At 70.8% G+C, this 22,961-nt stretch carries 19 protein-coding genes and 1 tRNA gene; 14 read left to right on the plus strand and 6 right to left on the minus strand.

Features of this window, described 5'->3' with window-relative positions:
- The first annotated feature begins 14 nt into the window (after window positions 1–14).
- Together KAF39_RS11220 and KAF39_RS11225 are read left to right on the plus strand one after the other, a co-directional pair.
- Window positions 15–1,562 carry a M81 family metallopeptidase gene (locus KAF39_RS11220; protein WP_246878652.1) on the plus strand — a complete coding sequence of 516 codons (1,548 nt, stop codon included), beginning with the start codon at window positions 15–17 and terminating at the stop codon, window positions 1,560–1,562.
- Window positions 1,559–2,908 carry an alpha-L-fucosidase gene (locus KAF39_RS11225; protein WP_210677324.1) on the plus strand — a complete coding sequence of 450 codons (1,350 nt, stop codon included), beginning with the start codon at window positions 1,559–1,561 and terminating at the stop codon, window positions 2,906–2,908. The genes KAF39_RS11220 and KAF39_RS11225 overlap by 4 nt, the downstream gene beginning before the upstream one ends.
- A gap of 56 nt (window positions 2,909–2,964) precedes the next feature.
- On the opposite strand, the gene KAF39_RS11230 is transcribed toward KAF39_RS11225, so the two are convergent.
- Entirely contained in the window at window positions 2,965–5,799 is a 2,835-nt protein-coding gene (locus tag KAF39_RS11230; RefSeq protein WP_210677325.1) for an FAD-binding and (Fe-S)-binding domain-containing protein, read from the minus strand.
- 74 nt (window positions 5,800–5,873) lie between these two features.
- Here KAF39_RS11230 and KAF39_RS11235 point away from each other — a divergent pair, with 74 nt between their 5' ends.
- Window positions 5,874–6,536, plus strand: a complete 663-nt coding sequence (locus KAF39_RS11235; RefSeq protein ID WP_210677326.1) for a GntR family transcriptional regulator — start codon at window positions 5,874–5,876, stop codon at window positions 6,534–6,536.
- Window positions 6,537–6,538: 2 nt separating this feature from the next.
- Here KAF39_RS11235 and KAF39_RS11240 read toward each other — a convergent pair whose 3' ends face one another.
- Window positions 6,539–7,477 (minus strand): hypothetical protein, encoded by a 939-nt coding sequence (locus tag KAF39_RS11240; RefSeq protein WP_210677327.1) that lies wholly within the window; start codon window positions 7,475–7,477, stop codon window positions 6,539–6,541.
- A gap of 82 nt (window positions 7,478–7,559) precedes the next feature.
- Between KAF39_RS11240 and KAF39_RS11245 the strand changes: the two genes are divergently transcribed.
- The 3 genes from KAF39_RS11245 (at window position 7,560) to serA (ending at window position 10,114) form a co-directional block, all read left to right on the plus strand.
- Window positions 7,560–8,048: a hypothetical protein gene (locus KAF39_RS11245; protein WP_246878292.1), complete on the plus strand. Its 489-nt coding sequence runs from the start codon at window positions 7,560–7,562 to the stop codon at window positions 8,046–8,048.
- The gene (locus KAF39_RS11250; protein ID WP_210677329.1) at window positions 8,045–8,380 is read left to right on the plus strand and encodes a hypothetical protein; all 336 of its coding nucleotides are present in this window, start codon (window positions 8,045–8,047) and stop codon (window positions 8,378–8,380) included. The genes KAF39_RS11245 and KAF39_RS11250 overlap by 4 nt, the downstream gene beginning before the upstream one ends.
- Before the next feature lie 129 nt (window positions 8,381–8,509).
- Window positions 8,510–10,114 (plus strand): phosphoglycerate dehydrogenase, encoded by a 1,605-nt coding sequence (serA, locus tag KAF39_RS11255; protein ID WP_210677330.1) that lies wholly within the window; start codon window positions 8,510–8,512, stop codon window positions 10,112–10,114.
- Window positions 10,115–10,175: 61 nt separating this feature from the next.
- On the opposite strand, the gene KAF39_RS11260 is transcribed toward serA, so the two are convergent.
- Window positions 10,176–10,718 (minus strand): TetR/AcrR family transcriptional regulator, encoded by a 543-nt coding sequence (locus KAF39_RS11260; RefSeq protein WP_210677331.1) that lies wholly within the window; start codon window positions 10,716–10,718, stop codon window positions 10,176–10,178.
- Between the two features lie 96 nt (window positions 10,719–10,814).
- On the opposite strand from KAF39_RS11260, the gene KAF39_RS11265 reads away from it, so the two are divergent.
- The 8 genes from KAF39_RS11265 (at window position 10,815) to KAF39_RS11300 (ending at window position 19,241) form a co-directional block, all read left to right on the plus strand.
- Window positions 10,815–12,350: an MFS transporter gene (locus KAF39_RS11265; RefSeq protein WP_210677332.1), complete on the plus strand. Its 1,536-nt coding sequence runs from the start codon at window positions 10,815–10,817 to the stop codon at window positions 12,348–12,350.
- Between the two features lie 82 nt (window positions 12,351–12,432).
- The gene (locus KAF39_RS11270) at window positions 12,433–13,476 is read left to right on the plus strand and encodes a 3-isopropylmalate dehydrogenase (RefSeq protein WP_210677333.1); all 1,044 of its coding nucleotides are present in this window, start codon (window positions 12,433–12,435) and stop codon (window positions 13,474–13,476) included.
- A 62-nt stretch (window positions 13,477–13,538) separates the two neighbouring features.
- Window positions 13,539–14,639: a branched-chain amino acid aminotransferase gene (locus KAF39_RS11275; protein ID WP_210677334.1), complete on the plus strand. Its 1,101-nt coding sequence runs from the start codon at window positions 13,539–13,541 to the stop codon at window positions 14,637–14,639.
- A gap of 98 nt (window positions 14,640–14,737) precedes the next feature.
- Window positions 14,738–15,517 (plus strand): fumarylacetoacetate hydrolase family protein, encoded by a 780-nt coding sequence (locus KAF39_RS11280; RefSeq protein ID WP_149085158.1) that lies wholly within the window; start codon window positions 14,738–14,740, stop codon window positions 15,515–15,517.
- Window positions 15,514–16,773: an MFS transporter gene (locus KAF39_RS11285; protein WP_210677335.1), complete on the plus strand. Its 1,260-nt coding sequence runs from the start codon at window positions 15,514–15,516 to the stop codon at window positions 16,771–16,773. Before KAF39_RS11280 ends, KAF39_RS11285 begins: the two co-directional genes overlap by 4 nt.
- Window positions 16,770–17,534 (plus strand): class I SAM-dependent methyltransferase, encoded by a 765-nt coding sequence (locus tag KAF39_RS11290; protein ID WP_210677336.1) that lies wholly within the window; start codon window positions 16,770–16,772, stop codon window positions 17,532–17,534. The genes KAF39_RS11285 and KAF39_RS11290 overlap by 4 nt, the downstream gene beginning before the upstream one ends.
- Before the next feature lie 29 nt (window positions 17,535–17,563).
- A complete protein-coding gene (gene gltX, locus KAF39_RS11295; protein ID WP_210677337.1) occupies window positions 17,564–19,069 on the plus strand; it encodes a glutamate--tRNA ligase in 1,506 nt (501 codons plus the stop codon).
- 100 nt (window positions 19,070–19,169) lie between these two features.
- Window positions 19,170–19,241, plus strand: a tRNA-Gln gene (locus KAF39_RS11300).
- Window positions 19,242–19,321: 80 nt separating this feature from the next.
- Here KAF39_RS11300 and KAF39_RS11305 read toward each other — a convergent pair.
- The 3 genes from KAF39_RS11305 to KAF39_RS11315 all read right to left on the minus strand — a co-directional run bounded on the left by KAF39_RS11305 (window position 19,322) and on the right by KAF39_RS11315 (window position 22,788).
- A complete protein-coding gene (locus KAF39_RS11305) occupies window positions 19,322–20,176 on the minus strand; it encodes a class II glutamine amidotransferase (RefSeq protein WP_210677338.1) in 855 nt (284 codons plus the stop codon).
- Between the two features lie 96 nt (window positions 20,177–20,272).
- Window positions 20,273–21,100 (minus strand): hypothetical protein, encoded by an 828-nt coding sequence (locus tag KAF39_RS11310; RefSeq protein WP_210677339.1) that lies wholly within the window; start codon window positions 21,098–21,100, stop codon window positions 20,273–20,275.
- A gap of 59 nt (window positions 21,101–21,159) precedes the next feature.
- Entirely contained in the window at window positions 21,160–22,788 is a 1,629-nt protein-coding gene (locus KAF39_RS11315; RefSeq protein ID WP_210677340.1) for a DHA2 family efflux MFS transporter permease subunit, read from the minus strand.
- Between the last annotated feature and the right edge of the window lie 173 nt (window positions 22,789–22,961).

The following is a 22,961-nucleotide window of genomic DNA, read 5'->3' on the forward strand; positions in this document are numbered from 1 at the left end:
CCCACGAGATCTGGATGGGTCCGCTGCCGCCGCTCGCCGAGGGCGGGCTCGCGCGACCGCGCATCGGCATCGGGGGCATCTCCATCGAGTCGAGCACGTTCTCGCCGCACATCTCGGGGGACGAGGCCTTCACGATCCGCACCGGCGATGCACTGCGGGCGTACTACCCGTTCCTCGACGCCGGACGCGAGCTCGCCGAGGCCGCGGAGTGGGTACCGCTCACGCACGGGCGTTCCCTGCCCGGCGGCGCGGTGGACCCGGACACCTATCGGCGGATGAAGGATGAGATCGTCGAGGGGATCCGCGCCGAGGGGCCGTTCGACGGCTTCTTCTTCGACATCCACGGAGCGATGAGCGTCGTCGGGATGGACGATGCCGAGGGGGATCTGGCTCTCGCGGTACGCGCGGCCCTGGGACCGGACACCCTCGTCTCCACGTCGATGGATCTGCACGGGAACGTCTCGGAGACCCTGCGCGACGCGGTGGACCTGCTCACCTGCTATCGGATGGCGCCGCATGAGGATTGGCTGAACACGAAGGAGCGGGCGGTGTGGAACCTGCTCGACCGTCTCCGCGGCCCGCACGGCGGCGACGTGCAGCTGCGGCGTCCGTTCACGGCCTGGGTGCCCGTGCCCGTGCTGCTGCCGGGGGAGAAGACGAGCACGCGGCTGGAGCCCGCGCGCGGCATCTATGCCGAGCTTCCCGGGATCGAGGCCCTGCCGGGGGTGGTGGACGCGTCGGTGTGGATCGGCTACGCGTGGGCGGATGAGCCGCGCTGTCAGGCCTACGTCGTCGTCACCGGCGACGACCGGGAGGTCATCGCCCGGGAAGCGGAACGCGTGGCCCGGATGTTCTGGGAGGCGCGGGAGGACTTTGTCTTCGTCGCGAAGACCGGAAGCCTCGACGAGGCGCTGGAGGAGGCGCTGGCACCGGGCGCCCCGCGTCCGTACCTGATCTCGGACTCCGGGGACAACCCGACGGCCGGGGGAGCGGGAGACGTGACCTGGACCCTCGCCCACCTGCTGCAGCGGCCGGAACTCGTCGACGGGACGCACACGACGCTGGTCGCCTCGATCTTCGATCCGCGGGCCGTCGCCGAAGCCGTGGCAGCGGGCATCGGCGCGACGGTCACGGTGTCCGCCGGAGCCGCGGTCGATTCCGGGCCGCACGGACCGGTCGAGATCACCGGAACGGTCTTCTCGATCACCGACGGCGACCCCGACGCCGGCACCCAGGTGGTGATCGCGGTCGGTGGGCTGCACGTCATCGTGACGGAGCGCCGCAAGCCGTTCCACCATCTCTCGGACTTCCGGATGCTGGGACTCGAGCCGACGACGGCCGACGTCGTGGTCGTGAAGATCGGCTATCTGGAGCCGGAGCTGTACGAGCTGGCGGAGGGGTGGACGCTGGCCCTCACCCCGGGCGGGGTGGACCAGGACCTGCTCCGGCTCGGGCATCACCGCCTGCGCCCCGGCGTCTATCCGTTCGACACGACCGGCGACCCCGACCTGACCGCGGTGGTCGTGCGCCGCGGCGCCGCTGAGGAGGAGAGGGCATCATGATGAACTTCGAGAAGCGCACCGGTCCCGACTTCGGTGCGGCGGCCCCGGTCTACCCATCGAACGCCGTGCCGGACTGGTACCGCGACGCCAAGCTCGGCTTCTTCGTGCACTGGGGCCTCTACTCCGTGCCGGCGTGGGCCGTGCAGCACGGCGAGGGCGTGAACATCCCGACGGAGGACGCCTACGCGTGGCACCAGTATGCGGAGTGGTACGCGAACACGGTCCGCATCCCGGGGAGCCCGACGTGGGAGCGCCACCAGCGCCTCTACGGCCCCGGCACCTCCTACGAAGACCTCGCCGACCAGTGGGACGCCGCCGCGTTCGACGCCGATGCCTTCGTGGGCGAGCTCGTCGCGGCCGGAGCACGCTACGTCGTGCCGACGACCAAGCACCACGAGGGCTTCTGTCTGTGGGACACCGCCACGACGGGATTCAACGCCGTCGCGCGCGGCCCTCGTCGCGACCTCATCTCCGAGTTCCACGACGCCACGCGGCGGGCCGGAGCCAGGTTCGGCGTGTACTACTCCGGAGCGCTCGACTGGCACGTGAGCGACTTCCCGCCGATCGAGTCGGACACCGACCTGTTCCGGTTCCGTCGCAACGACGCCCACTTCTCCCGGTACGCCGCCGCGCAGCTCGAGGAGCTCGTGGAGCGGTTCGCGCCCGACGTGCTCTGGAACGACATCGAGTGGCCGGACGGCGGCAAGGGCACGGAGGACTACGCCGTGGCCGCACTGCTGCGGCGTTACTTCGACGCCGTCCCGGACGGCGTCGTCAACGACCGGTGGGGCGTGCCGTACCACGGCTTCCTCACCCGCGAATACACGGACATCCCGGACATCATCCCGGAGCCCTGGGAGTCGACCCGCGGGCTCGGCTACTCGTTCGGGTTCAACCAGGCGGAGGACGAGCGGCACTCGCTCTCCGGGGCGGCCCTGATCCGGCTCCTCGTCGACGTCGTCGCGAAGAACGGCAACCTGCTCATCAACGTGGGTCCCGCGGCGGACGGGTCCATTCCGGCGCTGCAGCGGAAGGCGATGCAGGAGCTCGGCGGCTGGCTGGCCGTGAACGGCGCGGCGATCTACGGCACCCGGCCCTGGACGCGGATGGGGGAGCGGACCGGAGCCCCTCGCCGCTACACGACCTCGACGGACGCGGTGCACGTGCACGCGCTCGACCCGGCGACCGGGGAGCTCGAACTCCCGATCGAGCTGGCCGACGCCGCGCTGTCGTGGGTGGACGGCACCCCGGCCGCCGTGTCGGCCGATGGCGGGCCCGCCCGCGTCGTCATCCCCGCCGGTCTCCGCGAGGCTCCTGTCGCTGTGCTGACCGCGCACGGCGCCTGACGCAGGCTCTGCAGAAGGGCCCCGTCGGTGATCCGACGGGGCCCTTCGTCCCTGAGTCAGGGGCGCGTGCGCTCCTCGAGCACTTCGATCACGTGACGGTAGGGGCGGCCGGTGGCCCGGGTCATCCCGATCTCGCACGTGCGGTTGGCCGACACGAAGGCGTCGAAGCCACCGCGGGCCGTATCGGCCGCGGAGACTTCGGCCGATTCCTGCGCGGTGGCGCTCGCTGTGAGCTCGGGGTGCAGCATGCCCCGGTCGCCGGCGAACGCGCAGCATCCCCAGCCGTCGGGCACGAAGACCTCGTCGGCGACGGCGGCGGCGATCGCCGTCAGCGCCCCCGTCGCGCCGAGCGCGGTCGTCGAGCAGGTCGGGTGCACGGCGATCGAGGGGAGCTTCGCATCGACGGAGAGGCGCGGCAGCACCTCCCGCGCGACGAACGTCGTCGCGTCCTCGATCCGCAGTCCCGCGTATTCCGGGTGCGCGGCGACGGCCTGGGTGAGCATCACGTCGAGGCCCTCGGTGCAGGAGGCGGCATCGCAGACGACCGGGAGCTCCCCGTGGCGACTGGCGTCCCAGAGCGAGGCCAGCACCCGGTCGGACATGAGGCGATAGCCGTCGAGGTGTCCCTTGGACTTCCACGGCGTGCCGCAGCAGAGCCCACCGTTCTCCTCCGGCACGACGACGGGGATCCCGGCGCGGTCGAGCAGAGCGCGCAGAGCGTCGCGGGAGCCGGGACCTTCGTCCTCCGGGCCGAACATCGTGCCGATGCAGGCGCCGAAGAAGACGGCCTGGGCATCCGGCGGGGAGACGGGGCGGGGTGGCGCGGAGCCTCCGCGGGGCAGGCCGCCGTCGTAGAGCGGCACGGTGTCGGCGCCGAGCACCGCGCGTCCGACCCGCGTCGCGCCGCGCACGAGCGGGACGGGAAGAGCATCGGCGACCGTCAACGCCACGCCGCCGGCGCGCGTGACGGTGCTCCAGTGCTTCGCCGCCGTTCCCCAGGCCGCGCCTTCCACGGCGTTCTCCTGCTCGGCGCGGAGGCGGCGGACGAGGTCGCCGGTGTTGATGTCCACCGGACACGCCACGCCGCACATGCCGTCGACCGCGCAGGTCTGCACGCCGTCGTAGTCGTAGTCCGCGCGCAGGTCGCGCAGCAGCGCGGTGTCGCCCTGCTCCTCGGCCCAGGCCATGTCGCGGCGCAGCACGATGCGCTGCCGCGGGGTGAGCGTGATGCTCTTGCTCGGGCACGTGGGCTCGCAGTAGCCGCACTCGACGCAGCGGTCCACCTCGCGCTCGACCGTGGGCACGCGCTTGAGGTCCTGGAGGTAGGAGTCCGGGTCGTCCGACAATACGACGCCGGGGTTGAGGATGCCGTCCGGATCGAACAGCCGCTTGATCTCCCACATCATGTCGGTGAGCTCGTCGCCGTACTGCCGCCGCACGAACGGGGCCATGATGCGGCCGGTGCCGTGCTCGGCCTTGAGGGAGCCCTCCTGCGCGAGCACGAGGTCGACGAGATCGTCGGTGAAGCGGCGGTACCGCGCCACGCTCTCGGGGTCGTCGAAGCGCTCGTTCAGCAGGAAGTGGACGTTGCCGTCCTTCGCATGCCCGAAGATGACGGACCCCTCGTAGCCGTGCTCCGCGAACAGCTCGATCAGGCGTTCGCAGGTGGCCAGCAGCCGGGGGACGGGGACGACGATGTCTTCGAGGAGGGCGGTCGTGCCGGACGGTCGGGCGCCGGCGACCGCGGTGTAGAGGCCCTTGCGGACGTGCCACAGCGCGGCGCGTTCTCCCGCATCCGTGGTCAGTCGCGGCGCGACGGCGAGGGGGAGGGCGTCGAAGTGCGCCTGCGCTGCCGCACTCTCGCGGGCGAGGCCCTCGTCGTCGGCGGCGTGCACTTCGACGAGGAGTGCGGCGTGGCCCTGGACGTCGATCTCGGAGATCGCGGCGGGCACGTCGCTCAGGCCCTGGGCCACACGCAGCGAGGCGGCGTCGAGGAGCTCGATCGTCGCGAGTCCGAGCTCCGTGAGAGCGGGAAGCGCGGTCATCGCCGCGGACAGGGTCTCGAAGACGAGCAGGCCCGTGGCGATCGCGGGGCGCACCTCGATGGTGCGGAAACGGGCCTCGGCGACGAAGCCGAGGGTCCCTTCCGAGCCGATGAGGAGGTGCTCGAGGATGCGCACCGGGTCGTCGAAGTCGAGCAGGGCGTTCAGGCCGTAGCCCATCGTGTTCTTCATCGAGAACTGCTGTCGCAGGAACGTGACCTTCTCGGGAGAGGTGAGCAGGCGCTCCCGCAGGGAGGAGAGCCCAGCGAACAGCGCAGGCTCCGCGGTGCGGAGCACCTCTGCGGCATCCGCGCGCCCGGTGTCCAGGATCGTGCCGCTGGGCAGGACGACGACCATCGACGTGATCGTCTGATAGGAGTTCTCGGTGATGCCGCAGGCCATGCCGCTGGAGTTGTTCGCGACGACGCCGCCGATCGTGCAGGCGATCTCGCTCGCCGGATCCGGCCCCAGCTTGCGGCGATATCGGGCCAGTCGCGTGTTCACCTGGCGGACGGTGGCACCGGGGCCGACGCGGACAGCGGCGCCGTCGTCCTCGATGTGGATGTCACGGAAGTGGCTGCGCGTGTCGACGAGGATGTCGCCGCTGATGCCTTGGCCGGAGAGGCTGGTGCCGCCGGAGCGGAAGGTGAGGGTGCGCCCCGCCGCGCGGACGGCGGTGAAGGCCCGGGCGACGCCCTCGGCGTCCGCGGGGGAGAGCACCGCGTCCGGGACGAGGAGGTAGTGCGACGCATCGTGCGCGCGGGCGAACCGGTCGATGGACCGGGCGTGGACCTGCGTCCCGGCACCGAGCAGGGCCGGGTCGAGGGGGTGGTCGAGGGTGGTGGGCACGGTGCTCCTCTGCTCCGCTCAACGATTGTCAGACAAGTGTACTGAACGACGGGCCGCTCACTAGACTGTTCCGCATGACCTCGATCGCGGAGCGCCCCCTGGGCGTCGTCGGCGTGGTCGACGCCGTGACCGGACAGCTTCGCGCGCGGATTCTGTCCGGCGAGATCCGCTCGGGGGAGCCGCTCACCGAGGCGGCCGTCTCCCAGGCCTACGGCGTCGCCCGGCCGAGTGCCAAAGCGGCCATCGAGCAGCTGGTGGCCAGCGGGCTGCTCGTGCGGACGGCCCATCGCACCGCGCGCGTGGTCGGCATCGAGGCGGAGACGGTCCGCGACGTCTATCGCACGCGGATCCGGCTGGAGAGCGCGGCACTGCGCGAACTGGCGGAGAGCACCGCCGTGCCGGCGGCCGCCGTGGAGGCGAACGCCGAGCTGCAGGAGATGGCTCCGGGCCCCGATCCCGCGACGGTCGATCCCGACCTCCGCTTTCACACGGCCCTGATCGACGCGCTGGGCAGCGAACGCACCAGCCGCATGTACCGGAGCGTCCTGGATGAGGTGCGGCTGTGCATGGCGCAGGTGCAGGGGCGTCGTCTCCTCGACGCGGAACTCATCGCCGCGCAGCACGCCGAGATGCTCGAGGCGGTCGCCGCCGGGGATGCGGAGCGTGCGGCCGCGGTGCTGCGTGCCCACCTCGCCTCGGCGGAGGATCGTCTCGTCGAGGCCCTGAGCGCCTCCTGACGTCAGCCTTCGTCGGTCGATGCGTCCGGGATCTGGATCGGGGCATCCGTCGGGTCGGCCCAGACGGGAGCCGGCAGAGGCGTGTCGACGGCTCCGGCCTGGATCGCCCGCAGCGCCTCCGTGATCTCGTCCGCGTTCTCGGGGACCGCAAGACCGCACGTGCGCAGCTCGGACGCGAATTGCAGGGTGAGCCGGATCTTGCCGGCCTCGATGGCCTCCGAGGTGGTGCCGGTGCGGATTTCGCTGCCGGTCTGGATCGCGGGCACCTCATCGCACACGTGGTAGACCTTGCCGCCGTCGACCCAGACCACCTCGTCCGCACCGAGGAGCTGGATCACGGCGGACTGGTCCGCCGTGTACTGCTCGACCGAGGGCGGCGCGAAGCTGGTGCCGATGACGGCCGCGAGCACGGCCAGGACGATGCCGACCACTCCGGCGGTCGCCTTCTGTCCTTTGTCCATGTCCTTGTTGAGGAAGATGAGGATGACGAGGGGGAGGAACGCGACGACCGCGATGATCGCGCCGAGCTGGTTCTGGACGAAGAACTTCGTCTTGTCCACGCGCCGCGCCGGGTCGAGGGTGTTGGCCTTCTTCCACAGGATCGAGCCGATGATCGACAGCGCGGCGATCACGACCAACAGGACGAGCAGGGCGACGAAGGCCCACTGCGGGAACTGCGCGGTCGCTCCCTGCTCTTCCAGGAGGCCGGTGTCCGGATCGCGGAGCAGCGCGCCGCCCTCGTCGACGAACTCGCGCTGGCGCAGGAGCCAGAAGATGCCGGTGGCCTCGCCCGCGATCGCCAGCGCCCAGAGGACGGCGGCGATGATGCGGAAGCGTGTCGCGGAGGTCTTGGCCGCAGGGCTCGGCGTCCAGCCCGCGGGCGGTTCACCGGTCGTGGGGCGGCGCGGGGGAGAGGACGGAGTGTCCTGGTGGTCAGCCATCATGGTCCTTTCCCGCGGAGGCCTCGGCGGCGGTGCCCAGGCAACCCCGATCCTAATGTCCTCGGTGTCCTACGCTGGAGGGATGACTTCGGATTCGGACGACGCCCTGAGCTGGGAGGGTGACGAGAGCGCGGAGCGGCGCGCCCGCGACACCGCGTCCCGCCCCGTCCCGGCGCCGGCGCCCGAGCCGCGCCCGACCGCGTCCGCGCATCCGGCCGGCCCGGCGGCGACTCCCGCTGCGACCGCGGAGGAGGAGACGTCGGCGGCCCCCGCCGGCCTCAGCAACGCGATGCTGGTGCTCGTCGGCGTGGTCGGGGGCATCTACCTGCTCTACACCGTCGGCTGGATCGCGGGCGGTCTCCGGCTGCAGCCGCTCGCCTCGTTCCTCGTCGCAGATTTCATGTTCCTGCCGTGGTTCGTGCTGGCCATCGCCGCCCCCGCACTGTGGTTCCTCGCGACGTGGGTGCTGACGCGCGGACGGGCGTCCTGGGTACGCGCGGCATTCCTCCTGGCCGGGGTCGTGCTGCTCGTGCCGTGGCCGTTCGTGACTGTAGGGGTGATCGGCTCATGACCGCATCGTCGGCACCCGTCACCGTGGCCCCGCGCTCGCCGCGCTGGCTCGTCTGGACGGTGATCGCCCTGGCCGGGCTCTTCTACGCCTACGCGGTGTGGAACGCCGTGGCCCACCTCATCACGATGGCGCAGACCGGTCTCACCGGAACGGGGTGGGCGACCCTTCTGTTCGGCGTGGTCTTCCCGGTGATCGTCTTCGGTTTCGCCTTCGCCATCGGTCGACGCCGACGTGTGGGGGAGCTCGCGCTGTCATTCCTCGTCGGTCTCGGCATCGTCGCGGTGTTCTGGATGAGTCTGCTGGCGCTGAGTCTCACGCTTCCCAGCGCCTGAGCCAGCGCCGTGCCCGTCACACGGCACGGAGCGGTCCCGACGCTCCGGTAGAGTTGTCGCGATCGCGCCCCCGACGGTGTGCGGCGCATCGGCCCCTCCCGCCTGTCGCGCTGCCCCGAAGGATCCACTGTGCCGAAGCCTGTCGTGCTCATCGCCGAAGTACTCTCTCCCGCCACGATCGAGGCGCTCGGCCCCGACTTCGACGTCCGCCACGTCGACGGCACCGATCGCGAGGCGCTCTTCGCCGCTCTCGCCGAGTCGGACGCGGTGCTCATCCGCTCGGCGACGCGCATCGACGAGGAGGCGCTGTCGCACGCGCCGAAGCTCAAGGTGGTCGCGCGGGCCGGTGTCGGTCTCGACAACGTCGACATCAAGGCGGCGACGGCTGCCGGCGTCATGGTCGTCAACGCGCCGACGTCGAACATCGTCTCCGCCGCCGAGCTGACGGTCGGCCACATCCTCAGCCTCGCCCGCCGCATCCCGGCCGCGCACGCCTCGCTGGCCGCCGGTCAGTGGAAGCGCAGTTCCTTCACCGGTGCCGAGCTCTTCGAGAAGACCGTCGGCATCGTCGGCCTCGGCCGGATCGGCGCGCTGGTCGCCGCCCGCCTGGCCGCCTTCGACATGCGCGTCGTCGCGTACGACCCGTACGTCACGTCGGCGCGCGCCCAGCAGCTCGGCGTGCAGCTCCTCTCGCTCGACGAGCTCGTCGCCGAGGCCGACTTCCTCACGATCCATATGCCCAAGACCCCCGAGACGACCGGCATGATCGGCGCCGAGCAGTTCGCCGCGATGAAGCCGACCGCCTTCGTCGTCAACGTCGCCCGCGGCGGCCTCATCGACGAGGAGGCGCTGCACGAGGCGCTCGTCGCCGGCGAGATCGCCGGGGCCGGGCTGGACGTCTTCACCTCCGAGCCCCCGGCCGAGGGCGGCAGCGCCCGCGCCCTGCTCGATCTCCCGAACGTCGTCGTCACCCCGCACCTCGGTGCGAGCACGGAAGAGGCGCAGGAGAAGGCCGGCGTCTCGGTCGCGCGCTCGGTGCGGCTCGCCCTCGGCGGCGACCTCGTCCCGGATGCGGTCAACGTCGCGGGCGGCGTCATCGACCCGTACGTGCGCCCTGGCATCGCGCTCGTGGAGAAGCTCGGTCAGATCTTCGCGGCGCTGGCCACGTCGCCGCTCACGAGCCTCGACGTCGAGGTGCACGGCGAGCTCAACGACTACGACGTGAGCGTGCTGAAGCTCGCCGCGCTGAAGGGCGTCTTCACGAACATCGTCAGCGAGACGGTGTCATACGTGAACGCGCCCCTGCTGGCGGAGCAGCGCGGCATCGCGGTCCGTCTGCTCAAGGACGACGTGAGCGAGGAGTACCGCAACGTCATCACCCTCACCGGCGCCCTGTCCGACGGTTCGCAGCTCTCCGTGTCCGGCACGCTGACGGGCCCGAAGCAGGCCGAGAAGCTCGTCGGCATCAACGACCATGCCCTCGAGCTTCCGATCGGGAAGCACCACGTCGTGATGCTCTACACCGACCGCCCCGGCATCGTCGCGGTCTACGGCCAGAAGTTCGGCGAGGCAGGGATCAACATCGCCGGGATGCAGATCTCCCGGCGCGCGGCCGGCGACCAGGCCCTCAGCGTGCTCACGCTCGACTCGCCCGTCTCCGAGGAACTGCTCGACGACGTGCGCGATGCCATCGACGCCGACCTCTTCCGTCAGATCGAGATCACCGAGGTCTGACCAGCGGTCGGATCGAGAGGGGCGGGAGCGTGATGCTCCCGCCCCTCTCGCGTCCCCCTGGTCAGGCGGTGGCGCGCAGGACCAGAGCGATGAGGTCGGCGAGCTCGTCGCTGCGCGGCACCAGGCGCTCCGGCCCGTGCACGTCGAGCGAGTTGTTGAAGTAGAGGCCGTCGCTCACGAGCATCACCAGATCGAGGCTCGCGGTGTCGCGGACGTGCGGGCGGATCTCGTCGGCCCAGCGACGGCGGGTGTCTCGGAGCATGTCGGCCGCCGGGATCGAGCCGCCCTGCGCCAGTCGCGTCGTCGCGATCAAGGCGCGATCGAGCGCGTCGTCCTCCATGACGGAGGTGCGCACGTAGTACGCGACCGGACCCTCGTCGGCCGCACGCATGCGCTCCAGGTCGAGGGCGGTCAGGTGGTCGAGCCGCTCCAGGAGGCCGGCTTCGAGGTCATCCTTGGAGCGGAAATGGTAGAGCAGGCCGCCCTTCGACACCCCGGCGGCCTTCGCGGTCGCCTCCAGCGTCGCGGCGCGCTCGCCCTCGTCGATGAGGATCGCCTCGAAGGCGTCCAGGACCTTCTCGCGGGCGAGGGGAGGGCGGGGCATCGGTCATCCTCTATGCGGGATCGGGAGGGCGGCATCTGTTACTATACCAGCCAGACGGTTCACAAACGACCGGTCCCGGAAAAGGAGAGGTGTTCCATGACCCGTACTGCGTCGATCCCGACGACAGAGACGGAAGCTCCCCGCGTCGGAGCCCGAGGGTGGGCGGCACTCGTCGTCCTCATGCTCCCGGTGCTGCTGGTGTCGGTCGACAACACGGTGCTGAGCTTCGCGCTGCCCGAGATCGCCATCTCGCTCGCACCGAGTGGCGCCGAACAGCTGTGGATCATCGACGTCTATCCGCTCGTGCTCGCCGGACTCCTCGTCACGATGGGCACGCTCGGCGACCGCTTTGGGCGCCGCCGCCTGCTCCTCATCGGCGCGACCGGATTCGCGGTGGTCTCCGCGCTGGCCGCGTTCGCCCCGACCGCCGGCCTCCTCATCGCCGCGCGGGCCCTGCTCGGCTTCTTCGGCGCCATGCTGATGCCGTCGACGCTGTCGCTGCTGCGGTCGATCTTCCAGAACCGCGACCAGCGCCGCATGGCCATCGCGGTCTGGGCGTCCGCGTTCTCCGCCGGATCCGCGCTCGGCCCCATCGTCGGCGGCTTCCTCCTCGAGCACTTCGCGTGGGGTTCGGTGTTCCTCATCGCCGTGCCGGTGCTCATCCCGCTGCTCATCGCCGCGCCCCTGCTCGTGCCGGAGAGCCGCGACCCGAACCCGGGCCGCATCGACCCGCTCAGCATCCTGCTGTCCATGGCCGCGATGATCCCGGTGGTCTACGCCATCAAGTCCTTCGCGGTCGACGGTCCGTCGCTGTACGCCGCGGGCTGGGCCCTGCTCGGCCTGGTGATGGGCACGCTGTTCGTGCGTCGCCAGCTCCGCGCCGAGACCCCGATGCTCGACATGGCCCTGTTCCGCCGCGGCTCGTTCTCCGGAGCGATCCTCGTGAACCTGCTCAGCGTCGTGGCCCTCGTCGGGTTCCTGTACTTCGTGTCGCAGCACCTGCAGCTCGTGCTGGGACTCTCGCCGATGGTCGCGGGCCTCGCTCTCGTGCCCGGCATGGCGGCCATGATCGTCGCCGGTCTCACGGTGGTGCCGATCTCACGGCGCGTCCCGCCGCACGTGCTCATCCCGGCGGCGCTGGTGTTCTCGGTCGCCGGTTACCTCATCGTCGCCGTCACCACGCACGCGCACGGGGTGGTGCCCCTGATCCTCGCCTTCGTGGTCCTCGGCATCGGCATCGGTGCGGCGGAGACGATCTCGAACGAGCTCATCCTCTCCAGCGCCCCCGCGGCGAAGGCCGGTGCCGCCAGTGCGGTGTCCGAGACGGCGTACGAGCTCGGTGCCGTGCTGGGGACCGCGATCCTCGGCGGCATCATGACCGCGTTCTACCGCGGCGCACTGGCGCTGCCCGAGGGACTCCCGGCCGAGGTGGCCCGCGCTGCGCAGGAGACGCTGGCGGGCGCCTACACCGCCGCCCACGAGCTCCCGGCCGCGCTCGGCGACGCCCTGTGGCAGGCAGCGGCCGACGCGTTCGGCTCGGGCGTCACGGTGACCTCGCTCATCGGTGCGGGCCTCGTCGTCGTCGCGGCGGTCATCGCGGCCGTCACACTGCGCAAGGCACCCACGCACTGACCACTACGCTGGGGGGACCGGCCCGTTCGACCCGCGGTCGCGCCGCGGCCGGTCCACCCCCGTGCAGTGCGCAAGGAGTCTCATGTCGCGTGTCGTGAAGCTGGCCGTCATCCCGGGTGACGGCATCGGTCCCGAGGTCATCGCCGAGGCGGAGAAGGTGCTCGACGCCGTCACCGCCGACAGCGCCGTGACGTTCGACAAGACCCGCTTCTCGCTCGGAGCCGACCGGTACCTCGCGACCGGCGACACGCTCACCGACGACGACCTCGCCGCGATCTCCGCACACGACGCGATCCTTCTCGGCGCGGTCGGCGGCACCCCGGGCGACCCGCGGCTGAAGGACGCGAACATCGAGCGGGGCCTGCTGCTGAAGCTGCGGTTCACCCTCGACCACTACGTGAATCTGCGCCCCTCGAAGCTCTTCGCCGGAGCGCCCGGTCCGCTGTCCGACCCGGGGGAGGTCGACTTCGTCGTCGTCCGGGAAGGGACGGAGGGGCCCTACGTCGGCAACGGCGGAGCGATCCGGAAGGGGACGCCGCACGAGGTCGCGAACGAGACGTCCGTGAACACGGCCTTCGGTGTGGAGCGCGTCGTCCGCTACGCCTTCGCGCTCGCGGAGCGTCGTCGCAAGAAGCTCACGCTCGTGCACAAGACCAACGTGCTCGTGCACGCCGGTGCGATCTGGCAGCGCATCGTGAACGAAGTCGCGGCCGAGCACCCCGACGTCGCCGTGGACTACCTGCACGTCGACGCCGCCACCATCTTCCTCGTCACCGATCCCTCGCGCTTCGACGTGATCGTGACGGACAATCTCTTCGGTGACATCCTCACCGATCTCGCCGGCGCCGTCACGGGCGGCATCGGCCTCGCCGCCTCGGGGAACATCAACCCCGATGGCGCCTTCCCGTCGATGTTCGAGCCCGTGCACGGCTCGGCTCCGGACATCGCGGGTCAGCAGAAGGCCGACCCGACCGCCGCGATCCTCTCCATCGCGCTGCTGCTCGACCACCTCGGCCTGACGGCCGAGTCGGCGCGTGTGAGCGCCGCGGTCGAGGCGGACATCGCCGCCCGCAGCGGTGCCCGCACCACCGCGGAGATCGGCTCCGCGATCACTGCCCGTCTCTGAACGGCGGGCGTAGGCTGACAGGGCGCGAGGATGCGCCCACCCCACGAGGATTGGATAACGACATGACGACGATCGATGCCGAGACGAGCGTGGCTCCCCTGGAGTTCGCCGTGACGAAGAACCTGAACGCGGCCTCGCCGGCGCGCGTCGCCGAAGTGCTGGAGAACCCCGGGTTCGGGGTCGTCTTCACCGACCACATGGTCGACATCTGCTGGTCGGTCAAGGGCGGGTGGCACCGCCCCCGGGTGCAGCCGTATGGTCCGATCCCGCTCGACCCCGCCGCCTCCGTGCTGCACTACGGGCAGGAGATCTTCGAAGGCATCAAGGCCTACCGGCACGCCGACGGCTCGATCCACACGTTCCGTCCCGACCGCAACGCCGCGCGCCTGCAGGCGAGCGCCCGCCGCCTCGCGCTGCCGGAGCTGCCCACCGAGTACTTCATCCAGTCGCTGCGCGAGCTCATCGCCGTCGACGGCCGCTGGGTGCCGTCCGGCGCCGACCAGAGCCTCTACCTGCGGCCGTTCATGTTCGCCAAGGAGGCCTTCCTCGGGGTGCGGGCGGCGCAGAAGGTCGCCTACTACGTGATCGCGAGCCCCGCCGGTGCCTACTTCACCGGAGGCGTGAAGCCCGTGCGGATCTGGCTCTCCGAGGACTACGCCCGTGCGGGCCGCGGCGGCACCGGCAAGGCGAAGACGGGCGGCAACTACGCCTCCAGCCTCCTCCCGCAGGCCGAGGCCAGCGCGAGGGGCTGTGACCAGGTCGTCTTCCTCAACGAGAAGCGCGACGTGGAGGAGCTCGGCGGCATGAACGTCGTCTTCGTCTTCAAGGACGGCCGCATCGTCACGCCCGAGTCCGACAGCATCCTCGAGGGCATCACGCGCGATTCCCTCCTGCAGCTCGCCGAAGACCGCGGCTACACGGTCGAGAAGCGGCCGATCTCGATCGACGAGTGGCGCCAGGGCGTCGCCTCCGGCGACATCGTCGAGGTGTTCGCCTGTGGCACGGCCGCAGTCGTGACCCCGATCGGTGCTCTGGTGGGCGAGGGCTTCGATGAGCCGCAGCCGCTGGGCGAGCTGGCGCTGTCGCTCCGCGAGGAGCTCACCGACATCCAGTACGGTCGCCGCGAGGACAAGCACGGCTGGCTCCTCCGCCTCGACGCCTGATCCGCCTCCCCGAGACCCCGCCTTCCCGCCGACACCCCGCCGTGTCGACGCGTGGAAGGCGGGGTCTCGTCGGCAGAGCGGGGATCTAGGCTGGAGCCATGAAGATCGCCCGGTTCAGCCACGACGACGCCATCATGTACGGGATCATCGACGAGCGGGAGCTCGTCGTGCTCGCCGGGGATCCGATGTTCTCCGGATACGAGACCACCGGCGCGCGCGTCCCGCTGACCGAGGTCACGCTGCTCGCGCCCGTGATCCCGCGCTCCAAGGTCGTGTGCGTCGGCAAGAACTACCACGACCACGCTGCTGAGATGGGCGGCGTGGCCCCCGAGGAGCCGTTGCTGTTCCTCAAGCCGAACACCGCCGTGATCGGCCCGGACGACGCCATCGTGCGCCCCACCGCGCTGTCCGAGCGGACGGAGTACGAGGGCGAGCTCGTGGTGGTGATCGGTCGGATCGCGAAGAACGTGAAAGCGGAGAACGCCCTCGATCACGTGCTCGGGTACACGATCGGCAACGACGTCACGGCGCGCGACTTGCAGCGCAAGGATGGGCAGTGGTCCCGCGCGAAGGGCTTCGACACCTTCTGCCCCCTCGGTCCCGTGATCGAGACGGACTTCGACCCGGCGCAGGCCACCATCGAGACGCGCGTGAACGGTGAGGTCCGCCAGCATGCGCCGCTCACCGACATGATCCACTCGGTCGCCGCGATCATCGAGTACGCGTCCGCCGTGTTCACCCTTCTCCCGGGCGACGTCATCATGACAGGCACCCCCGCGGGCGTGGGGACGTTCGAGGCGGGCGACACCGTCGAGGTCGAGATCTCGGGACTCGGCATCCTGCGCAACACCGTGCGCGACGCCGTTCCCGGGTCATGACCGACGTCGCCCTCACGGCGGCGCAGCAACAGGCGGTCCAGCGCCGCACGGTGCTGGTGCTGTCGCTCGGCCAGGTGCTCGGTGGCATCGCCTTCGGCGCCACCGTCTCGCTCGGTGCGCTGCTCGCCGCGGACATCTCGGGCAGCGATGCGCTCTCCGGGCTCGCGACGGCGTCGGTGACGCTGGGAGCGGCACTCTGCGCGATCCCGCTCGCCCGGATGGCCGCTCGGCTCGGACGGCGCCGCGCCCTCACCCTCGGTAACCTCTTCGCCCTCATCGGGATCGCCGTGGTCATCCTCGCGGCATCCGTGCGCGTCTTCCCGCTCCTGCTCGTCGGCATCCTGCTGATCGGAGCGGGCAACGCGGGCAATCTGCAGTCCCGGTTCGCGGCGACGGACCTCGCGGCGCCGCAGCACCGCGGGCGCGACCTCTCGATCGTCGTCTGGTCCACGACGATCGGCGGGGTGGCGGGACCGCTGCTGCTCGGTCCGGGGGAGATCGTCGGTCAGACGATCGGCATGCCGCCGCAGACCGGTTCGTACGTGTTCTCGTTCGTCGCGCAGTGCGCGGCGCTCGTGCTCTACCTCGTCGCCCTCCGCCCGGATCCGCTGCTCGCCGCGCAGCGACTCGCGCAGGCGGCGGCCGCGACGACGAGCGCCGTCGTGGCGGATCGCCCGCGAGTGGCCCGCTATGCGATCTTCGCCATCGCCGGCTCGCACGTGGTGATGGCATCGGTCATGGCGATGACGCCCGTGCACCTGTCCCACATGGCCCACGGCGCCCACGGTACGGCGGCGACACCGGCTGACGTCTCGGCTCTGGTGGGCATCACCATCGCGCTGCACGTGGGCGGGATGTACGCCCTCTCACCGGTCTTCGGCGTGCTCGCCGACCGCTGGGGGCGGCTCCGTGTGGTGCTGCTGGGGCAGGCTCTCCTCGGCGGCGCCCTCGCATTCGCCGTCTTCACCGGCACCGAAGCCTGGGGTGTGATGGTCGCCCTGATCCTCCTCGGCCTCGGATGGAGCGCGGCGACGGTGGCCGGTGCGGCGCTGCTCACGGAAGCCTCGGCGCCGGAGGTGCGCACACGGCGCCAGGGGCGCAGCGACTCGCTGATGAGCCTCTCGGCCGCAGCGGGTTCCGTCCTCGCCGGCATCGTGCTGTCGCACTTCCAGTACGCGGGGCTCGGGATCGCCGCGTCCGTGCTGGTCGTGGCGATCGTGGCGCTGTCCCCACTCGCCCGGAGCAGCGCACGGTGAAGGACTGGGACGGCGTCGGGGAGGCGTACGCCGCCTCCTACGCGGCCCTGTGCGCGGGCACGTTCGATGCCCTTGCCGCCGCCCTCGGCACGGTTCCCGGCGGAACACTCCTCGACGTCGGTGCGGGGGAGGGAGGCATCGCGGCCCGCTTCGCCCATCGCGGGTGGGAGGTCACTGCCTGTGAGCCCGAACCGACGATGCGCGCCGTCGCCCTCCGGACGTACCCGACGCTGCACATGGTGGAGGGCGGACTGCCGTCGCTGCCGTTCGCGGACCGCTCCGTCGACGCCGTCGTGGCGAACTTCGTGCTGAATCACGTGCCGTCCCCGCGCGCGGCCGCCCGTGAGCTCGGTCGTGTCGCGCGGGGCACGGTCGTCGCGACGATCTGGACCCGTTCCCCCTCGTGGTTCTGGACCGGGGTCGTCGAACGCGCGGGGCTGCCGCCGTATGCGGGGGAGAGGCTTCCGGCCGAGGAGGACTTCGCACGCACCGCGGACGGCTTCGCGGCCATGCTCGTCGAGGCCGGACTCCCGGAGGTCGTGGTCAGCGAGCACACCTGGACCTGGGAGGCCGACCCCGAGACGCTGTGGACCTCCGTCGAGGGCCGTGTGGCCGGTGCGGGCGCGCAGTACGCCGCGCTCTCCTCGTCCGAGCGGTCACGGTTCCGCGCGGGGTTCGAGGAGACCGTCGCGGCGCACCGAATGGGCGGTGCGCTGCCCCTGGAGCACCGCGCGGCCGTGGCGGTCTCGCGCCGGGGCTGACCTTCCCGCACCCGTAGAATCGAAGGGCTATGGCTACTCCGCATCCCCTCACCACGACCGCCAGCGGCGCCGACGTCCGCGTCCGCTTCTGCCCCTCTCCGACGGGGCTGCCGCACGTCGGCATGGTCCGCACGGCTCTGTACAACTGGGCCTATGCCCGTCACAACGGCGGGAAGATGGTGTTCCGCATCGAGGACACCGACGCCGCCCGCGACAGCGAGGAGAGCTTCCGCCAGCTCGTCGACGCGCTCACGTGGCTGAAGATCGACTGGGACGAGGGTGTCAAGGTCGGCGGCCCGCACGCCCCGTACCGGCAGTCCGAGCGGCACGACATCTACCGCGAGGTCATCGACAAGCTGCTCGCGACGGGCGCGCTCTACGAGAGCTACTCGACCGCCGAGGAGATCGACGCCCGCAATGAGGCGAACGGTCGCGCGAAGCAGCTCGGCTACGACAACTTCGACCGCGACCTGACGGATGAGCAGAAGGCCGCCTTCCGCGCGGAGGGCCGGCAGCCCGCCCTCCGCCTGCGGGTGCCGGACGAAGACCTCACGTACGTCGACCTCATCCGCGGCGAGGTCACCTTCCCCGCCGGATCCTTCCCGGACTTCGTCGTGGTTCGCCCCAACGGCGTGCCGCTGTACACGTTCGTGAACCCCGTCGACGACGCGCTGATGGGCATCACCCACGTTCTCCGCGGTGAGGACCTCATGCCGTCCACTGCGCGCCAGCTCTCGCTCTACGCGGCGCTCATCGACGCGGGCGTGACGACGTTCGTGCCGCGGTTCGCCCACATGCCGCTCGTGCTGGGGGAGACCGGCAACAAGAAGCTCTCCAAGCGCGACCCGCAGGCCGACCTGTTCCTGCACCGCGAGCGCGGCTTCATCCACGAGGGTCTGCTGAACTACCTCGCGCTGCTGGGCTGGTCGATCGGTCCGGACCGCGACGTGTTCTCGCTCGATGAGTTCATCGCCGCGTTCGACATCGCGAACGTCAACCCGAACCCGGCCCGCTTCGACCAGAAGAAGGCCGAGTCGATCAACGGCGACCACATCCGCATGCTCGACGTGAAGGACTTCGCGGAGCGCACCGTGCCGTACCTCGCCGCGGCCGGCCTGTTCGACGAGCCGACCCATGAGCAGCTCGTCCTGGCGTTCCGTGCGGCGCCGCTGGTGCAGGAGCGTGTGCAGCTGCTGGGCGAGGTGCCGGGCATGCTCGGCTTCCTGTTCCGCGACGAGGTGTCGTATGACGCGGATGCGCTCAAGGGGCTGCCGGCCAACGCGGCCGAGGTGCTGGACGCCTGCGTCGCCGCCCTGGAGCCGGTCACGGACTTCACCCCGGAGAAGATCCAGGAGGCGCTGTCGACGGCGCTCGTGGAGAACCTCGAGCTCAAGCCGCGCGTGGCCTACGGGCCGCCGCGTGTGGCCATCACCGGACGCCGCGTCTCACCGCCGCTGTTCGAGTCGATGGAGCTGCTGGGCAAGGACGAGTCGCTGCGCCGCCTGCGCGCGCTCTCGGCGTTCCTCGCCAACTGATCCGCGACGCGCCCGAGCGGCGACACGGCACCGGTGGTTTTGCTGATCGGTCGCCGCTCGGGTAGGCTTGACTCTCGGTGCGAGGCTCCGGTTTCGCCCTTGGGGTATGGTGTAATTGGCAACACGGCTGATTCTGGTTCAGTTGTTCTTGGTTCGAGTCCAGGTACCCCAGCACTTCGCGAAACCCCCGCTCCGGCGGGGGTTTCTTCGTCTCCGCCGGCGGGCGTTCACAGCCTGCGAGGCGGCTGCTCCTCACGCGGCGCCGAGGAACGGCTCATGGCGGTAGCCCGTCGCGTCGATGATCGCGACCGTCGATTCCGGCACCTCGAGGAACGCCCCCGGCAGATCGGTCAGCGGTTCCGAGACGATCACGTGGGCATGACGGCCGAAGGCGCGCAGGCGTTCGGCATGCGGATACATCTGCCGGAGGACGTCGATGTCGGTGGAGTGGAAGAGCGTGCGGGACCGTCCCACGCTCGAGTACCGGAACGCCCACAGTGTGGTGCCGTCGGAGACGGCGAAGGTGCCCTGCACCGGGAAGCGGATGTCGTGCGCGTTCCCGATGCGCTCCGTCTCGCGGATGGCTGCCCGCATCCCCGCGATCGGGTCGTCCTGCAGGCCGTGGCTCAGCGCGAGATGGAACAAGACCTCCGAATCGGTGGTGCCCTGGATCTCCGGGTACAGCGACGGGTCGACCGCGAGGGTCAGGTCGCGCTTCATCGTCAGGAAGTCCGCGAGCCCGCCGTTGTGCATGAACAGCCAGTTCTCGTGTCGGAACGGATGGCAGTTCGTCTGCTGGATGGGGGGACCGGCGGCCGCCCGCACATGGGCGAGGAACAGCGGGCTGCGGATCGTGCTCGAGATCTCGCGGAGGTTCTGATCGTTCCATGCGGGCTCCGTGCTGCGGAACAGCGCGGGCTGCGGAGGTCGCCCGCCCGCCCCCTCGGTGTCGACCACGGGATACCATCCGAGCCCGAAGCCGTCCCCGTTGACGGTCTCCGCCCCGAGCGGCGAGTTCAGGGACTGCGCCACCAGGGAGTGGCGCGAGTCGAGGATCACCTCCGACGGATGCAGCGGTTCTCCTGCGTAGGCCAGCCAACGACACATGTCGACACCCCGTCCCGGACCTCATCGGGTCCTAACCCGACCATACGCCGCCGAGGCCGACTCGGGGTTTCGATGAGGGAGAAGCAGGCGCCGGCGCTACTCGCACTCTCCGAGGAAGCCGAGGTAGCAGACCGCCTCATGCGTGACGGCGGGCTCGTGGTCGTCGTTCGAGACCTGGCGCGTCGCCATCTCGGCGGTGCGGGTGAGGTGCCCGAAGTCACCCAGCGAGGCGACGTACATCCCCTCCGCGTCCGCCGCGATCATCCGGTCGATCTCAGCGCGATGCTGCGCGCAGAGGTCGGCGGAGGCGGGCACCAGCTCGACCCCGGCGCAGGCCCCGGCATATTCGGCTTCCATCAGTCCGATGCAGTCCGTCCAGTCCTGGTCCACCGCGCACGGGCTCACACCATCGTCCGTGACGATGTACTTGCCGGTCTCGTACTCCTCGCTGTGGAAGGTCTCCGGCTTCTCGGGGACGTCCACCTTGGTCCAGTGTCGCGCGGTCGCGAACGCGAACACCGTGACGATGGCGGCGATCAGCAGCAGTACGCCCACGATGCCGAGCGTCACCCAGAGGCCGACGCGCCGCGTGCGCTCCGGGGCCTCGGGGCCGGGTGCCACCGCGCCGACGGCGGAGCCGCCCTGGTATGCGGATGCCTCGACGGAGGGGGCCGCAGCGGGTGGGGGCGCCGCCGCGAAGCCGGGAGCCGCGGCGACCGGGAGCTCGTGCCCGCCCGGCAGACCCGCAGAGGTCGAGGGCGCCGCCGGGGCGTGGGTCGCCAGCCAGTAGTCATACCAGCTGCGGCTCGCCTGCTCGTCCGCGGCCACTTGCTGGGCTTCGGCGTCGGTGAGCGTGAGCCCCCACGATTCGCGGGTCTGCGCGTGCATCAGGGACGACCGGAACTCTTCGAATGACAGCGGCATGATCGCAGAATATCGGCTTCCCGCCGGTGCATCGGGTCGCCGCGACCGATCGGTGCTCCTCAGGAGCCTCCTGTGGTGGCGCGTCGCAGGCGGGCGGCGCCGGCGAGGCCGAGGATGAGGAATGCGGTGGCGATGAGGAGGGCGCTGCGGGTGCCGTCGGTGAAGCCGTCGGCGAGGGCGTTCACGGCCTCGGTGGTGTCGCTGCCGAGTGGGCTGTCGTCTCCGGCGGTGCGGAGCTGACCGATCGTGGTGCCCGCGGTCTGCCGGGTGGTCTCGGCGAGTCGGTCGGCGGTGGCGTCGCTGAGTCCGGTCTTCTCGAGTGCGGCGGGCAGGGTGATGGCGAGGGAGACGGACAGTGCTGCTCCGGCGAAGGCGGTGCCGAGCGCGGAGCCGATCTGCCGGACGGTGCTCTGGGTGGCCGACCCCTGGCCGGAGAGGTTCACGGGGACGTCGCGCAGGACGGTCCCGGTGAGCTGTGCAGAGGCCAGCCCCAGGCCGAGCCCGTAGACGACGAGCGGGATCGCGACCAGCCATCCGGGGGTGGTGGCCTGGATGATGAGGGCGACGACGACCACGCCGGTGACTTCGAGGCCGAGTCCGATCAGCACGGTCCCGGGGGCGCCGAAGCGATCGGCGAGATGTCGGGCCGCGGCACCGGACAGGAAGGCGCCGACGGCCATGGCCGCGAGCACGAGTCCGGCGCCCATCGCATCGAGACCCAGCGCGTTGACCAGGTAGAGCGGCAGGACGAAGATGATCGCGAACTCGCCCACCGCGACCATCGCCGCGGTGAGGTTGCCCCAGGAGAACGTTCGGTAGCCGAACAGCTCCAGGTCCAGCAGGGCGGAGCGCTGCACCTTCTCGCGGTGCCGCTCCCAGACGACGAACAGGGTCAGAGCGATCGCGGCGATGAGCAGGGCGATCGGGACCGCCGAGATCGGCGCGGTCTGCGGCCACACCCAGCCGAAGATCGTGAGGTCCTGCTGGGGCGTCCACCACCCGAGATCCGGTCCCTCGATCACGGCGAACACCAGGGCACCGAACCCGACGATGCTGAGCAGCGCACCGTCGACGTCGACGCCGGGGCGCTTCTTCGCGCCCCGCGTCTCCGGGACGGTGACGATCGCCGCGACGAACACCACCGCCCCCAGCGGCACGTTGACCAGGAAGATCCAGTGCCAGGAGGTCCACTGCGTCAACGCGCCCCCGGCCAGCGGCCCCACCGCCGCCGCCCCGGAGATCACCGCACCCCACACACCGAACGCGGCCGCCCGATACCGGCCGCGGAACACGGCGTTCACCGTCGAGAGCGTCGAGGGCATGATCAGCGCGGCCCCGACGGCCTGCACGGCGCGGGCGCCGATGAGCGCGCCCGACGACTCCGATGCCGCCGCGAGCACACTCCCCGCGACGAACACGACCAGCCCCGCGAGGAACAGCTTCTTCCGACCCCACCGGTCGGCGAGATTCCCCGTGGACAGCAGCAGCGCGGCTAACAGCACCGCATACAGACTGTTCACCCACTGCGCGTCCGTGAGATCCAGGTGCAGATCCTCGATGATGGTGGGCAGCGCGACCCCGACGATCGTGCCGTCCAACACGATCATCCCCAGTCCGACCGCCAGGACGGCCAGCCCGAGCCAGTCCCGCGCGGTGGGGGCGTCGGTCGTGACGGCATCGGTGGTCATCGAAGTGCCTTTCTGCCGGGGAGGCGTCACTCCGTGTCGTCGGCGCGACCGCGGCGACCTCCGTCCTGACCCTGCGACGGCCGCGGCTCTCCGCGCCCCAGCCTGCCTGGTGGGCGGCGATTCCGGTAGGGACCTCGGTCATCTCGCGACTGTCGCGGTCCGGTCGGCGATAG

The organism is Microbacterium sp. BLY (genome assembly GCF_017939615.1).
In the GTDB taxonomy this organism is placed as follows: Bacteria; Actinomycetota; Actinomycetes; order Actinomycetales; family Microbacteriaceae; genus Microbacterium.

Bases quoted from the DNA above. Each gene is read 5' to 3' on its own strand.
- KAF39_RS11265 (WP_210677332.1), top strand. From the start codon at position 10,815: ATGACCCGTACTGCGTCGATCCCGACGACAGAGACGGAAGCTCCCCGC.
- KAF39_RS11220 (WP_246878652.1), top strand. From the start codon at position 15: ATGGGTCCGCTGCCGCCGCTCGCCGAGGGCGGGCTCGCGCGACCGCGC.
- KAF39_RS11235 (WP_210677326.1), top strand. From the start codon at position 5,874: ATGACCTCGATCGCGGAGCGCCCCCTGGGCGTCGTCGGCGTGGTCGAC.
- KAF39_RS11285 (WP_210677335.1), top strand. From the start codon at position 15,514: ATGACCGACGTCGCCCTCACGGCGGCGCAGCAACAGGCGGTCCAGCGC.
- KAF39_RS11240 (WP_210677327.1), bottom strand. From the start codon at position 7,477: ATGGCTGACCACCAGGACACTCCGTCCTCTCCCCCGCGCCGCCCCACG.
- KAF39_RS11245 (WP_246878292.1), top strand. From the start codon at position 7,560: ATGACTTCGGATTCGGACGACGCCCTGAGCTGGGAGGGTGACGAGAGC.
- gltX (WP_210677337.1), top strand. From the start codon at position 17,564: ATGGCTACTCCGCATCCCCTCACCACGACCGCCAGCGGCGCCGACGTC.
- KAF39_RS11260 (WP_210677331.1), bottom strand. From the start codon at position 10,718: ATGCCCCGCCCTCCCCTCGCCCGCGAGAAGGTCCTGGACGCCTTCGAG.
- KAF39_RS11305 (WP_210677338.1), bottom strand. From the start codon at position 20,176: ATGTGTCGTTGGCTGGCCTACGCAGGAGAACCGCTGCATCCGTCGGAG.
- KAF39_RS11275 (WP_210677334.1), top strand. From the start codon at position 13,539: ATGACGACGATCGATGCCGAGACGAGCGTGGCTCCCCTGGAGTTCGCC.
- KAF39_RS11315 (WP_210677340.1), bottom strand. From the start codon at position 22,788: ATGACCACCGATGCCGTCACGACCGACGCCCCCACCGCGCGGGACTGG.
- KAF39_RS11250 (WP_210677329.1), top strand. From the start codon at position 8,045: ATGACCGCATCGTCGGCACCCGTCACCGTGGCCCCGCGCTCGCCGCGC.
- KAF39_RS11280 (WP_149085158.1), top strand. From the start codon at position 14,738: ATGAAGATCGCCCGGTTCAGCCACGACGACGCCATCATGTACGGGATC.
- KAF39_RS11270 (WP_210677333.1), top strand. From the start codon at position 12,433: ATGTCGCGTGTCGTGAAGCTGGCCGTCATCCCGGGTGACGGCATCGGT.
- KAF39_RS11310 (WP_210677339.1), bottom strand. From the start codon at position 21,100: ATGCCGCTGTCATTCGAAGAGTTCCGGTCGTCCCTGATGCACGCGCAG.
- KAF39_RS11225 (WP_210677324.1), top strand. From the start codon at position 1,559: ATGATGAACTTCGAGAAGCGCACCGGTCCCGACTTCGGTGCGGCGGCC.